Here is an 11,996-nt window from a genome sequence, read left to right as displayed (position 1 = left end):
AAGGCCCAGGGTGCCCACATGTCCGAAAACGGCCAGTTGAAACGAGTCGAAACCGTATCATTTCTCCATGCCCGCCAACCACACCTCCACCGAAGCGCTCGAGAGCGACGCCTGCTACCTGGCGATGAAGACGCATGACGCGCGCTTCGACGGGTCGTTCTTCACCGCGGTGACATCCACCGGCATCTACTGCCGCCCGGTCTGCCGCGTGAAGCTGCCGCGGCGCGAGAACTGCCGGTTCTTCCGCCATGCGGCACAGGCCGAGGCCGCGGGCTTCCGCCCCTGCCTGCGCTGCCGGCCCGAACTCGCTCCTCGTGCTTCAGGCGCAGCCACCTGGTCGACCGAAGACGCATCGCGCATCCTCGCGCAGCAGGCTGCGCGGCTGATCGACGAGCCCGACGCCTGGTCGGAAGACGGCCCCGGCGCGGCGCAGATCGCGGCCCGCCTGGGCGTGAGCGACCGCCACCTGCGGCGCATCTTCGAGGCGCAGTTCGGCGTCTCGCCCCTCCAATACCTGCAGACGCGCCGCCTGCTGGCCGCAAAGCAGCTCATCGCCGACACGCGACTGCCGATGACGCAGGTGGCGCTGGCCAGCGGCTTCGCGAGCGTGCGGCGCTTCAACGCGGCCTTTCTCGAGCACTACGGACTGAACCCCAGCGCACTGCGACGGGCCGGCGGCGCCATCGCCGAAGGCGGCGAAGGCAGGGCCATCGAGGTGCGGCTGGGCTTGCGGCCGCCCTACGACGCCAACGCGATGCTCGGCTTCTTCGCGCGCCGTGCGCTGCGCGGCGTGGAGGTCGTCTCCACGGCCGACGGCAAGGAGCCCGCCAAGGGCAGCACGCCGGTCTTTTCGAAGCTGACCCGCACGCTGCGCATCCAGCACGGCGGGCAGGCCCACGCCGGCTGGCTGCAGCTGCGCTTCGACATGGAGCGCGAGCAGATGCTGCTGTCCGTCAGCGATTCGCTGGCCGCGGTGCTGCCCATCGTCATCAGCAGGGCCCGCGCGCTGTTCGACCTCGACGCCGAGCCGATGGCGATCAATGCGGCGCTGCACGCGGCCTTCCCGCACGGCGACGGACTGCGCGTGCCCGGCGCGCTCGACGGCTTCGAGCTCGCGGTGCGCGCGGTGCTGGGCCAGCAGATCACGGTGGCCGCGGCGCGCACGCTGGGCTCGCGGCTGGTCGAGGCCTTCGGCGAAACGCTGGCCACGCCCGTCGAAGGGCTGAACCGGCTCTTTCCCACGCCAGCGGCCATCGCCGCCGCAAGCGGCGACGAGCTGGGCCGGCTCGGCATCGTGCGGCAACGGCAGACGGCGCTGCAGGCCATCGCGCGCGAAGTCGCTTCCGGCAAGCTGGCGCTCCATGCGGGGGCCGACGTGCCCTCCACCATCGCCGCGCTGCAGGAGCTGCCCGGCATCGGCGCCTGGACCGCGCAATACATCGCGATGCGCGCGCTGCGCTGGCCCGACGCCTTTCCGGCCGGCGACGTCGCGCTGCAGAAGGCGCTGGGCGTGACCACCGCCCGCGCCGCCAGCGAGGCCTCGCAGGCTTGGCGGCCCTGGCGCAGCTACGCGGTACTGCGGGCCTGGCATGCGCCCGGTGCGGCCCCTTCTCCTGTTCCGGCGAACGACGCCGGTTCTCCCCTTGTTGCAACGGCAGGCGTCGCAGCCTGAAGCGTCATGAAGTTCAAGAGCAAAGTCATCTACACATCGCACATCGACACGCCGCTGGGCGGCATCACGATGGCGGCCACCGACCAGGGACTGGCCGGCGTCTGGTTCGACCAGCAGCGCCACTGGCCCGACACCACCGGCTGGATCGCGAAGGACGACCACCCCGCGCTGGTCGAGGCGGGCGCGCAACTGCGCGACTACTTCGCCGGCAGGCGCGACAGCTTCGACATGAAGCTCGACCTGTCGCACGGCACGGCTTTCCAGCAGAGCGTGTGGCAGCAGCTGCTGGCCATTCCGACCGGCGCCACCACCAGCTACGGAGCCCTGAGCATCAACGTGGGCAACCCGGCCGCGGTGCGCGCGGTGGGCGCGGCCGTGGGGCGCAACCCGATCAGCGTGATCGTGCCCTGCCATCGGGTGCTCGGCTCGGACGGCTCGCTGACCGGTTACGCTGGCGGGCTCGAACGCAAGACAGCATTGCTGCAGCTCGAAAAGGCGATCTGAGCCATCCGGGTGTGCAGCAGAAAAGAAGAGAACGACCGAGGACTCATGAGCACAACGAACAACAACGCCGCCACGCCAACCACCGCCGCCAAGCCCCTCGCCCCCACTGCCTGGCTCATCGACCTCGTGCTGCTCGGCGCGCTGTGGGGCGCATCCTTCCTGTTCATGCGCATCGGCGCCGCCGAGTTCGGCGCGCTGCCGACGGCCGCGGTGCGGGTGGCGATTGCAGCGCTGTTCCTGCTGCCCATCGCGCTGCTGCGCGGCCAGGGGCCGTCGCTCGCGAAGCACTGGAAGGCCAGCCTGCTGGTCGGCGTCTTCAACTCGGGCATGCCGTTCGCGCTCTTCTGCTTCGCGCTGCTGACCATCAACACCGGCCTCGCGGCGGTGCTCAACGCCACCGTGCCGATGTTCGGCGCGCTGGTGGCCTGGGCCTGGTTCCGCGAGCGCCCCGCGAACTGGCGCCTGGTGGGGTTGCTGATCGGCTTCGCCGGCGTGGCGATGCTCGCCAGCCGCAGTGCCGGCCTGCACGCCGGCGCCAGCAGCAATGCCGCGCTCTTCGCCGTGCTGGCCTGCCTGGGCGCGTGCCTGTGCTACGGCATCTCGGCCAGCGCCACGCGGGCCTACCTGGGCGGCGTGCCCGCGCTCACCACCGCCACCGGCAGCCAGATCGGCGCCACCGTCTTCCTCGCCCTGCCCGCCTTCTTGTTCTGGCCGCCACAGATGCCGAGCCTGCGCGCATGGCTCGCGCTGCTGGCGCTAGGCATCGCCTGCACGGGGGTGGCCTACATCCTGTTCTTCCGGCTGATCGAGCGCGCCGGCCCGGCCCGCGCCCTGACGGTGACCTTCCTGGTGCCGGTGTTCGCGCTCTTCTACGGCGCGGTGTTCCTCGGCGAGAACATCACGCAGTGGATGCTGATCTGCGCGCTGGTGATCGTGTGCGGGGTGGCGCTGTCGACCGGCATCGTCAAGCCCGGCTGGCCGCGCAAGGCCGCAGCCTGAGACTGCATCGCACGGCGCCTACACGGCGCCCGCGACCACGTTCACCGAAAGCGCCAGCACCAGCATGTTGAAGGCGAAGGCCAGCACGCTGTGCAGCAGCGTGATGCGCCGCATCTCCTTCGAGGTGGCCTGCACGTCCGAGACCTGCGAGGTCATGCCGATCACGTACGAGTAGTAGAGAAAGTCGAAGTAGTCGGGCGCGTCCTCGCCCTTGCCCGGAAAGTCGAGGCCGCCGTCGGGCGTTCCGTCGCGCTGATCGATGTAGTAGCGGTGGGCGTAGTGGAAGGCGTAGATGGTGTGCATCGTCAGCCATGACCCCGCCAGCGCCACGAGGCCCAGCACCACGTGCCCGGCGCGCTCCCAGCCGCCCAGCCCCTTCCCCTGCTGGAGCAGCATGGCGATGGCCACCACGCTCATGGCCACGACCACCAGCATCGACACCAGGATCATCACGTTGGGCTGGTCCAGCGACTGCGCACGTTCGCGCGTGCGCTTCGCATCGAAGGTGCAGGCCAGCCACCAGGCCAGCAGCTGGTGCACGACCACCGCCGCGCACCATCCCGTGAGCCCGCGCGCCATGCCGCTCATGGGCACCGGCATCAGCGCGGCCGCGACGGCGCAGCCGGCGATGGCACCGTAGAGAAGACGCTGAGGGCCGGTGGTGGTGGAGAGGTGTCTGCGCATGGCGGCACTTTAGCGCCGGGCGAAGGGGCGGCACCGTCACGCCACGGCAACAGCGCTGGGCACGAGTCCTACAAGCACAGCGGCATTCCGCTCATCCACGGCAGGTGCGCGCGCCCCTATGGTCTTCGCTGTTCAAGGGAGCCTCGCCGGCAAGCACCGCACAGGACGCAGCGTTCGCGTCCGCTTCACGAGGTGCCCGCGGCATTCGTCTTTCGGGTCATCAAGGATCTGCTTCATGCTGCTCACGCGCTTTCGCTCACGTCCTTCCGGCCGGCCTGCCATGGTCGTCGCCGGCCTCCTGCTTTCCGCCTCGCCGGCTTTTGCCGACCCCTCGCCCGCACTCGACCGCTTCAGCCTCTCGGTCGGCGGCTTCAGCGCCGATCCGAAGCTCAACGCCTCCTTCGGCACGGCCTACGGCGCGCTGCAGACGGGCGACGTCAAGCCGGGCCGCGTCACCATGCCGCGCATCTCGGCAGACGTGCTGCTGGGCGACAGCCAGGGCATCTCGTTCGACTACTACCGCTACAAGCGCGAATACTCGGGCGGCGTTGACAGCTCCACCTCGCTGGGCCCCTTCGGCACGCTCAACACCTTCGGCAACGCGAACATCAGCACCAAGCTCGACTTCGCCAAGCTCTCCTACAAATGGTGGATAGGCTCGGGCAACACCGTGCTGGGCCTCGGCGCAGGCGCCGCCTACTACCGTGCGACGCTGGGCACCACCGCGCTGGCATCGGTGAACGGCCAGGTCGGCACGCTGAGCGAAAGCTCCAGCGGCAGCACCGTGGCGCCGCTGCTCGAAATAGGCGTGCGCCATGCCATCACGCCCGACCTGCGCCTGTTCGCCGACGCCTCGGGCGTGTGGAAGAGCAGCGGCCGCTTCCACGGCAACATCTACAACGCCTCCGCCGGCGTGGAGTGGTTCCCGGTGAAGAACGTGGGCGTGGTGCTGGCCTATGGCGTGACCAACATCGACCTGACGCGCGAGAACGATTTCGCCGACTCGCGCCTGAAGGTCAGGCTGCAGGGGCCGTCGGCCTTCCTCAAGGCGCGCTTCTAGCAGCGTGCCCCGGCTGCGGGCGGCAGCCAGTCTTCGCAAGACGCGGTACGGCGCACGGCCTTAGGCTGCGCCCACCATCGAAGAACGGAGACGAAGAGCATGCCCGCAGCCGCCAACGGCCCTGTGCCGCCGCAGTTCCATTCGCGCATCTCGCGCATCGCGCTCGGCGACGTGATCCATCGCAGCGCACGCCGCTTCGGCGCACGCACGGCGCTCGTCGAAGGCGAGCACCGCATCACCTACGGCGAACTCGACGCCGCCTCCAACCGCTTCGCGCACCACCTGCTGGGGCTGGGCCTCGCGCTCGGCGACCGCGTGGGCATGCTGTGCAACAACTCGATCCAGATGGTGGTCGCCATGCTGGGCATCCAGAAGGCGGGGCTGGTGTGGGTGCCGATCAACACCGCACTGGCCGTCGATGCCATCGGCTACATCCTCGGTCATGCCGAGGTGCGACACATCGTGATCGACACCGCGCTGCACGCCCGGCCCGAGCTGCGCGAGCTGCTGCACGCGAAGAGCGTGGCACCCATCCTCTGCGTGCTCGACGGCGACACGCCGCCGCAGGACGTGCCCACGGTGCCGCAAGCCATCGCGCAGGGCCCGACGACCTTGCCCGAGGTGCCCATCGACAGCGCGCAACTCGCTCTCATCATGTACACCAGCGGCACCACCGGCCGCCAGAAGGGCGTGATGCATTCGCACGCCTCGGTGCATTCGGTGCTGCTGAGCAACATGGTCGAATGGGGCAGCAGCCCCGAGCGCGCCGACGTGTGGAGCAGCGTGCTGCCGCTCTTCCACTGCGGCCAGCACACGGTGCTGATGTCGGCGCTGGCGGTGGGCGGCTCGCTCGTGGTGCTGCGCGGCTTCGACCCCGGCGCGGTGCTCGCGGCCATCGAGCGGCACCGCATCACGGTGATGGTCGGCCTGCCGATGATGTACGGCGCGCTGCTCGCACATCCGCAGCGCGCCGCGCGGGACATCTCGAGCCTGCGGCTTTGCGTGTATGCGATGGCGCCGATGTCGCGCACGCTGCTGCTGCGCCTGCTCGACGAGTTCTGCCCGAACTTCGCGCTCGTCTCGGGCCAGACCGAGATGTACCCCGGCGCCACCATCTTCGAGGCGCATGAGCAGCGCAGGCGCTTCGGCTCCTACTGGGGCGTGGGCACGCTGGTGAACGAGGTCGCGGTGATGGGCGACGACGGCGAACTGCTGGGCCCCGAGCAGGTCGGCGAGATCGTCTTCCGCGGCCCCAACGTGATGCTCGGCTACTACAACGACCCCGAGGCCACCGCTAACGCGCAGCGCTTCGGCTGGCACCACTCGGGCGACCTGGGCAAGCTCGACGCCGACGGCCAGCTGATCTTTCTCGACCGGCTCAAGGACATGGTCAAGTCGGGCGGCGAGAACGTGCCCTCGATCAAGGTCGAGGAGGTGCTGCTGCGGCACCCCGCCGTGCTCAACGCCGCGGTGGTGGGCCTGCCGCACGAGCGCTGGGGCGAGGCCATCACCGCCTTCGTCACGCGCAGGCACGACGCGCCGGCGGACTTCGACGAGAACGCGCTCGCCGCGCACTGCAGGGAGCACCTGGGCGGCTTCGAGGTGCCGAAGAAAATCATCTTCCTGCCGGCGCTGCCGATGACATCGACCGGCAAAATCCAGAAGTTCGAGCTGCGCCGGGCGCACCACGACCACTACGAGCGCGGCGGCTGATCCGCGCGCTGCAGCAGCGTCGCGCGCACTTCCTTCTTCAACACCTTGCCCACCCTGGAGCGCGGCAGGTCGAGCCACACCTCGATCTGCTTGGGCGCCTTCACGCTGCCGATGCGCGCCTTGACGAAGGCCTTGATTTCCTCCGCGTCCACCTGCCTGCCTTCGTGCAGCTGCAGCACGGCCACCACGCGCTCGCCCCACTTCTCGTCGGGCAGGCCGACGACCGCGCTGTCCTGCACGTCGGGGTGCTGCAGCAGCGCCTGCTCGACCTCGGCCGAATAGACGTTGAAGCCGCCCGAGATGATCATGTCCTTGGCGCGGTCGACGATGTAGAGGAAGCCGTCCGCATCGAGGTAGCCGATGTCGCCCGTGTGGTGCCAGCCATGGCGCGAAGCCTCTTCGGTGGCGCCCGGGTTCTTGTAGTAGCCGAGCATCACGAGCGAGCCGCGCACCACGATCTCGCCGCTCTCGCCCGTGGGCAGCAGCACGCCGTCGCCGTTCATCACGCCGACCTGCACCAGCGGACCCGGCCTGCCCGCCGAAGACAGCCGGTGGCGCGCGATGGTGCCGTCGGCGTTGAAGTGCTCGCGCGGCGACATCATCGAGATCATCATCGGCGCCTCCGTCTGGCCGAAGAGCTGCGCCATGACGGGGCCGATCTTCTGCAGCGCCTCTTCGAGCCGTGCGGCCGACATGGGCGCGGCGCCGTACCAGAAGCACTGCAGCGAATCGAGCCTGGTCTGCGCGAGCTGCGGATGCTGCAGCAGCATGTAGATCAGCGTGGGCGGCAGGAAGGTGTGGGTGACGCGATGTTCCTCGATGAGGCCCAGGAACTCGCCGAGATCGGGCCTGGGCATGATCACGACCTGCCCGCCCAGCGCCATCACCGGCAGGCACAGCACGCCGGCGGCATGCGTGAGGGGTGCCAGCGCGAGGTAGACCGGCCGCCCCTCGAAGGGATAGCCCATCAGCGTCAGCGCCGACATCGCCTCGAGATTGCGCCCCGACAGCATCACGCCCTTGGGCTGGCCGGTGGTGCCGCCGGTGCCGGCGATCATCGCGAGGTCGTCGGGCGGTGCGATGTCGAAAGGCGAATCGTCCAGGCCCTCGAGCCAGTCGTCCAGCGACGGCGCGAAGGCCTGCCGCTGGTCGAGGCACACCAGCGCCTGCAGCTTGGGCAGCTGCGACCGCATCTGCTCGACCATGGCCGCGTAGTTGCCGTGGAAGACCAGGCAGGCGCAGTCGAAGGCGTCGAGCACGTAGGCGTTCTCGCTCGCCTCGTTGCGCGGATTGATCGGGCACCACACGCAGCCCGCGCGCGAGATGCCGAACACGGTGGCGAAGGCCGTCGCGTCGTTGCTCGACAGCACCGCCACCTTGTCGCCGGGCCGGATGCCGGCGCGCTGCAGGCCCCGCGCCACGCGCCAGCTGATGCGCTGCACCTGGGCATAGCTCAGGCTGCTGGCGCCCATGGTCAGGCAGGGCGAATGGGCGCCGAGCTGGGCGCCCTTGTCGAGGTAGTCGACCAGGCGCATGGGATCAGCCCATCCGGGTAATCACGGGCTCCTGCACCAGCCCGAAACCGCGCAGCGCACCCAGCAGCTCGCGGTGACCGAAGGCCTGGCAGCCCGAAGCGAAGCCGGCGCGCCGCGGCGGCTGCTGCAGCAGCGAGGCGGCCGCGTAGGCCTGCAGCAGGCCGGTCTGCTTGTAGTTGCAGTTGCCGAAGATCACGCAGTGCACGCGGCCCAGCGGACCGGAGGCATGCACCGAGTCGACCGACTTGTTGATGCGCGGGTTCTCGCGTGGCGGCATGGTGTTCATCACGCCCGATGCGGTCTGGGCCAGCGCGGCATAGCGGTCGTCGTCGTTCATGCCCTCGGTGGCCTTGAGCGCGGCAGCCACGATCTGCGGTACGCCCTGCATCAGCGCCTTGTTGAAGACGCCGCCGAGCACCTTCACGTTGGCCACGCGCGGATCGCGCTTGAACCACACCGGGTGCGAGGTGCCGCCCCAGGGCAGCGCCAGCGCGGCCTCGTGCTGGCCGGGAATCGAGAGGTGGTACAGGCCCGCGTCGGGCTGCCACTCGACGTATTCGTTCTGCTCCAGGTAGTAGGCCTTGGAGGTGGCCGCATTCACCAGGATGGTCTGGGTGGACGCGATGGTCGGGCTGCCGCCCCAGAACACGGCGATGTCGAGCGTGTCGAGGCCGGGCGTCTCCAGGCACAGCTGCGCGGCGATCTCGCCGGTGGTGTACATGTGGGCCAGGCCCGGCGACAGCAGCAGGCCCGCGGCGGCGAACCTGGCGCCGTACTTCTGGTCGAGCGTGATGAGCCAGTCCTGCTCGCCGGTGGTGTCGGTGTAGTGGCAGCCCGCCGCCAGGCAGGCATCGACCACCTCGTGGCCGAAGCGGGCGAAGGGCCCCACCGTGTTCAGCACCACCGAGGCGCCGGTGAAAAGCTCGGTGAGCGCACCCACCGAATGCGCCACTTCCACCACCTCGTAGTTCGCGGTCTCGATGCCGGGCACGTTCGACTTCATCGCCGCTTCGACCTTCTGCGCGCTGCGTCCCGCGGCGACGAAGGGGATGTTGTACTCGCGCAGGTATTCGCACACCAGGCGGCCCGTGTAGCCAGAGGCGCCGTAGACGACGACGGGTTTCTTCTTGCTGCTGCTCATGCTGTGTCTCCTTGCTGTTGCTCGCCTGCGCGACTACATGCCCATGCCGCCGTCCACCGCGATGCCGGCGCCGGTGATGAACCGGGCCGCGTCGGAGCAGAGGAAGACCACCACGTCGGCCATGTCGCCGACTTCGCCGAGGCGCCCGAGCGGCGTCTGGCCGACCACGTCGCCCACGGCCGCTTCCACGCTGGGCGCGAGGCCCGCGGCGACGATGTCATGGGCGAGCTTCATGCCCATGTCGGTGGGCACGAGGCCCGGGTAGATGCAGTTGACTCGAACGCCGTAGCCCAGCTTGCCGGATTCCATTGCCGCGACGCGCGTGGCGCGGTCGACGGCGGACTTGGTGGCCGAGTAGCCGGCAATGGCGGGGAACGCGATGGTCGCGGCGACCGAGGCGATGTTGACCACCGCCCCGCCCTTGCCCGCGCTGCCGCCGGGGCGCATCGCGCGGAACGCGTGCTTCATGCCGAGCAGCGTGCCGGCCACGTTCACGTCGAGCATGCGGCGCAGGTCGTCGGCGTTCACGTCGACCACCAGCGAGGTGATCTCGATGCCGGCGTTGTTGACGAGGATGTCGAAGCCGCCGATCTCCTTCACCGTGGTCTCGGCGGCCGAGGCCCAGTCGCCGTCCCTCGTGACGTCGAGCGGGACGAAGCCCACCTTCGCCCCCGAGGCGGACAGCCTGGCGGCGGTTTCGCGCCCCAGGTCGGCGAGCACGTCGCCGATCATCACGGAAGCGCCGGCCGCGGCCAGCGCCTCGGCGATGCTCGCGCCAATGCCGCGCGCACCGCCTGTCACGAGCGCACTGCGCCCCATCAAGTCGTACTTGGCCATCACTTGTCTCCTGTGGATATGTTGTGAGATGGAGCGGCCATGCTAGAAATCGACTTTACGACTGTCAAGATTTTTCTTGGCACTCGTCAAGTTTTTCTAGAATGGCATCCGTGGCGCGCCGGATGCGGGTTCTCCCGCTTGCGTGCTATGGTCTGCGATCAAGAGGAACACAGGGGCCGGCACGCATGCGGCCCGGCTTTCAATGACGACACATCAACGGGTAAAGAAACACGCTGAACGAGTGCCCAAGGCGCGGGTCGACAAGTTCTCCGAGCGCCGCGCCGAACTGGGCGAGGCCGCGCTGACCACGCTGGCGGCACTGGGCTACGCACGCACCAGCCTGCGCGAGATCGCGCAGAACTCCGAGTTCTCGCACGGCGTGCTGCACTACTACTTCAGCGACAAGGTCGACCTGATCATCTGCAGCGTGAAGCAGTACAAGGCCCGCTGCGTCACGCGCTACGACCACGCCGTGGAAAGCGCCACGACCTACGACGAACTGATGGAAGGCTTCCTGCAAAGCCTCGGCGACACGCTGTGCGACGAAGGCCACGTGCACCGCCTCTGGTACGACCTGCGCTCGCAGGCGCTGTTCGAGGAAGCCTTCCGCGCCGACGTCGTGCAGATCGACAAGAGCCTGGAAGAAATGATCTGGCGCATCATGAGCCGCTTCGCCGAGCTCTCGGGCGAAGAGCCCGGCATGTCGCCCTCGGCCACCTATGCGCTGTTCGACGGGCTCTTCCAGCAGGCGCTGCTCAAGCACATGTCGGGCGATGCGAAGGCCGTGGAGAACATGAAGGCCGACGTGCGCGAGGCCATCGGCCGCCTCTTCACGCCGCCCGCGAAGGCCGCGGCGCCCCGCACGCGCGGCGCCTGAAGCGCGAAGAAGCTCAGCTCGCCTTCCTCGCCGGTGCGAGCGCACGCGCGCCGGCCCACTGGCCGCTCTCGCACAGGTCGCGCACCACATCGGCGATCAGCGTGCACACCGCGCGCTTGGCATTGGTGACGGGCAGGTGCACGGAAACGCACAGCCCCAGCGTGCGGCGCATCGACGGCCAGTCGATGCGGTGCGCGACGAGCCGCCCCTCCTGCACTTCGCGCTGCGCGAGGCCGAACGGCATGATGGTCGGCCCCAGCCCCGCCTCCACCGCGGCCTTCAGCGTGTAGACCGAGTTGATCTCCGCCGCCACCCGTGCCGCGGAGTACCCCGCCTGCTCCAGCACCGCATCGACCAGCCAGCGCGTGCAGTGGCCGTGCGCATGGGCGGGCCACACCAGTGGCCGCGCGATGGCCTGCTCGATGCTCACGTCGCCGGGCGGCAGCGCGTGCGGGCTCTGCGGGGCGTCGAGGAACACGAAGTCTTCCTCGACCAGCGGGGTGAACTGGATGTCCTCCGCCGCCATCGCGGGCGAGAACATCGCCACGTCGACGCGGCCGCGCAGCAGCTGGTCGGCCATGTTGCCGGTGAGTTCCTCGTTCAGGTGCAGCACCACGTCGGGATAGCGGCGCGCGGCCGCGCGCATCAGCGGCAGCGCGACCATGGGCGACACGCTCTGCGGCAGCGCCGCGACCACCGACCCCGCCACCGACTCGGCCGCGACATGCACAGCGGCCCTGGCGTCACGCACCTGCTTGGTGATGCCCTGCGCGTATTCGTAGAAGACCTTGCCGGCCTCCGTCATCGCCACGCCGTTTCGGCTTCGCAGCAGCAGCTGGGTGCCGAGCTCGCCCTCCAGCTCGGCCATCTGCTTGCTCAGGGCCGACTGCGCGATGAAGAGCTGCTGCGCGGCGCGCGACAGGCTGCCGCAATCCACGATGGCAACGAAGTACTTGAACTGGCGCAACTCCATC

General features: G+C 69.2%; 11 protein-coding genes. 6 read left to right on the top strand and 5 right to left on the bottom strand.

Annotated features, from left to right (window positions below; all coding sequences use genetic code 11):
• Nucleotides 1-67: 67 nt before the first annotated feature.
• From FHT32_RS11650 to FHT32_RS11640, 3 genes are read left to right on the top strand one after another with little or no spacing between them, the layout of a single operon-like run.
• On the top strand, nucleotides 68-1,672 hold the full coding sequence (locus tag FHT32_RS11650; RefSeq protein ID WP_176664776.1) for a DNA-3-methyladenine glycosylase 2 family protein: 1,605 nt from the start codon (nucleotides 68-70) through the stop codon (nucleotides 1,670-1,672).
• A gap of 6 nt (nucleotides 1,673-1,678) precedes the next feature.
• The gene (locus FHT32_RS11645) at nucleotides 1,679-2,176 is read left to right on the top strand and encodes a methylated-DNA--[protein]-cysteine S-methyltransferase (RefSeq protein WP_176664775.1); all 498 of its coding nucleotides are present in this window, start codon (nucleotides 1,679-1,681) and stop codon (nucleotides 2,174-2,176) included.
• Nucleotides 2,177-2,221: 45 nt separating this feature from the next.
• Nucleotides 2,222-3,175, top strand: a complete 954-nt coding sequence (locus FHT32_RS11640; RefSeq protein ID WP_176664774.1) for a DMT family transporter — start codon at nucleotides 2,222-2,224, stop codon at nucleotides 3,173-3,175.
• Between the two features lie 18 nt (nucleotides 3,176-3,193).
• Here FHT32_RS11640 and FHT32_RS11635 read toward each other — a convergent pair whose 3' ends face one another.
• Nucleotides 3,194-3,859, bottom strand: coding sequence for a DUF1345 domain-containing protein (locus FHT32_RS11635; protein WP_176664773.1), 666 nt, complete (start codon nucleotides 3,857-3,859; stop codon nucleotides 3,194-3,196).
• Nucleotides 3,860-4,094: 235 nt separating this feature from the next.
• On the opposite strand from FHT32_RS11635, the gene FHT32_RS11630 reads away from it, so the two are divergent.
• Complete coding sequence (locus FHT32_RS11630; protein ID WP_176664772.1) at nucleotides 4,095-4,919, top strand: hypothetical protein; 825 nt, start codon at nucleotides 4,095-4,097, stop codon at nucleotides 4,917-4,919.
• A 99-nt stretch (nucleotides 4,920-5,018) separates the two neighbouring features.
• A complete protein-coding gene (locus FHT32_RS11625) occupies nucleotides 5,019-6,632 on the top strand; it encodes a class I adenylate-forming enzyme family protein (RefSeq protein WP_176664771.1) in 1,614 nt (537 codons plus the stop codon).
• Here FHT32_RS11625 and FHT32_RS11620 read toward each other — a convergent pair.
• Genes FHT32_RS11620 through FHT32_RS11610 form a run of 3 tightly spaced genes read right to left on the bottom strand, consistent with a single transcriptional unit; the run spans nucleotide 6,614 to nucleotide 10,145 of the window.
• Entirely contained in the window at nucleotides 6,614-8,167 is a 1,554-nt protein-coding gene (locus FHT32_RS11620) for a long-chain fatty acid--CoA ligase (protein WP_176664770.1), read from the bottom strand. The genes FHT32_RS11625 and FHT32_RS11620 overlap by 19 nt on opposite strands.
• 4 nt (nucleotides 8,168-8,171) lie before the next feature.
• On the bottom strand, nucleotides 8,172-9,308 hold the full coding sequence (locus FHT32_RS11615; protein WP_176664769.1) for a DUF5938 domain-containing protein: 1,137 nt from the start codon (nucleotides 9,306-9,308) through the stop codon (nucleotides 8,172-8,174).
• Between the two features lie 33 nt (nucleotides 9,309-9,341).
• Nucleotides 9,342-10,145 (bottom strand): SDR family NAD(P)-dependent oxidoreductase, encoded by an 804-nt coding sequence (locus FHT32_RS11610; protein ID WP_176664768.1) that lies wholly within the window; start codon nucleotides 10,143-10,145, stop codon nucleotides 9,342-9,344.
• Nucleotides 10,146-10,386: 241 nt separating this feature from the next.
• Between FHT32_RS11610 and FHT32_RS11605 the strand changes: the two genes are divergently transcribed.
• Nucleotides 10,387-11,022 (top strand): TetR/AcrR family transcriptional regulator, encoded by a 636-nt coding sequence (locus FHT32_RS11605; RefSeq protein ID WP_371132166.1) that lies wholly within the window; start codon nucleotides 10,387-10,389, stop codon nucleotides 11,020-11,022.
• A gap of 13 nt (nucleotides 11,023-11,035) precedes the next feature.
• Here FHT32_RS11605 and FHT32_RS11600 read toward each other — a convergent pair whose 3' ends face one another.
• Nucleotides 11,036-11,995 carry a LysR substrate-binding domain-containing protein gene (locus tag FHT32_RS11600; RefSeq protein ID WP_176664766.1) on the bottom strand — a complete coding sequence of 320 codons (960 nt, stop codon included), beginning with the start codon at nucleotides 11,993-11,995 and terminating at the stop codon, nucleotides 11,036-11,038.
• Nucleotide 11,996 lies beyond the last annotated feature (1 nt).

The sequence above is a fragment of the Variovorax sp. SG517 genome (assembly GCF_013376045.1).
Lineage (GTDB): Bacteria > Pseudomonadota > Gammaproteobacteria > Burkholderiales > Burkholderiaceae_C > Variovorax.
Note: the sequence above shows the minus strand (reverse complement) of the source record. Positions and strands in the feature narration are given on the sequence as shown.

Bases quoted from the DNA above. Each gene is read 5' to 3' on its own strand.
- FHT32_RS11600 (WP_176664766.1), bottom strand. From the start codon at position 11,995: ATGGAGTTGCGCCAGTTCAAGTACTTCGTTGCCATCGTGGATTGCGGC.
- FHT32_RS11615 (WP_176664769.1), bottom strand. From the start codon at position 9,308: ATGAGCAGCAGCAAGAAGAAACCCGTCGTCGTCTACGGCGCCTCTGGC.
- FHT32_RS11650 (WP_176664776.1), top strand. From the start codon at position 68: ATGCCCGCCAACCACACCTCCACCGAAGCGCTCGAGAGCGACGCCTGC.
- FHT32_RS11635 (WP_176664773.1), bottom strand. From the start codon at position 3,859: ATGCGCAGACACCTCTCCACCACCACCGGCCCTCAGCGTCTTCTCTAC.
- FHT32_RS11640 (WP_176664774.1), top strand. From the start codon at position 2,222: ATGAGCACAACGAACAACAACGCCGCCACGCCAACCACCGCCGCCAAG.
- FHT32_RS11625 (WP_176664771.1), top strand. From the start codon at position 5,019: ATGCCCGCAGCCGCCAACGGCCCTGTGCCGCCGCAGTTCCATTCGCGC.
- FHT32_RS11610 (WP_176664768.1), bottom strand. From the start codon at position 10,145: ATGGCCAAGTACGACTTGATGGGGCGCAGTGCGCTCGTGACAGGCGGT.
- FHT32_RS11620 (WP_176664770.1), bottom strand. From the start codon at position 8,167: ATGCGCCTGGTCGACTACCTCGACAAGGGCGCCCAGCTCGGCGCCCAT.
- FHT32_RS11645 (WP_176664775.1), top strand. From the start codon at position 1,679: ATGAAGTTCAAGAGCAAAGTCATCTACACATCGCACATCGACACGCCG.
- FHT32_RS11630 (WP_176664772.1), top strand. From the start codon at position 4,095: ATGCTGCTCACGCGCTTTCGCTCACGTCCTTCCGGCCGGCCTGCCATG.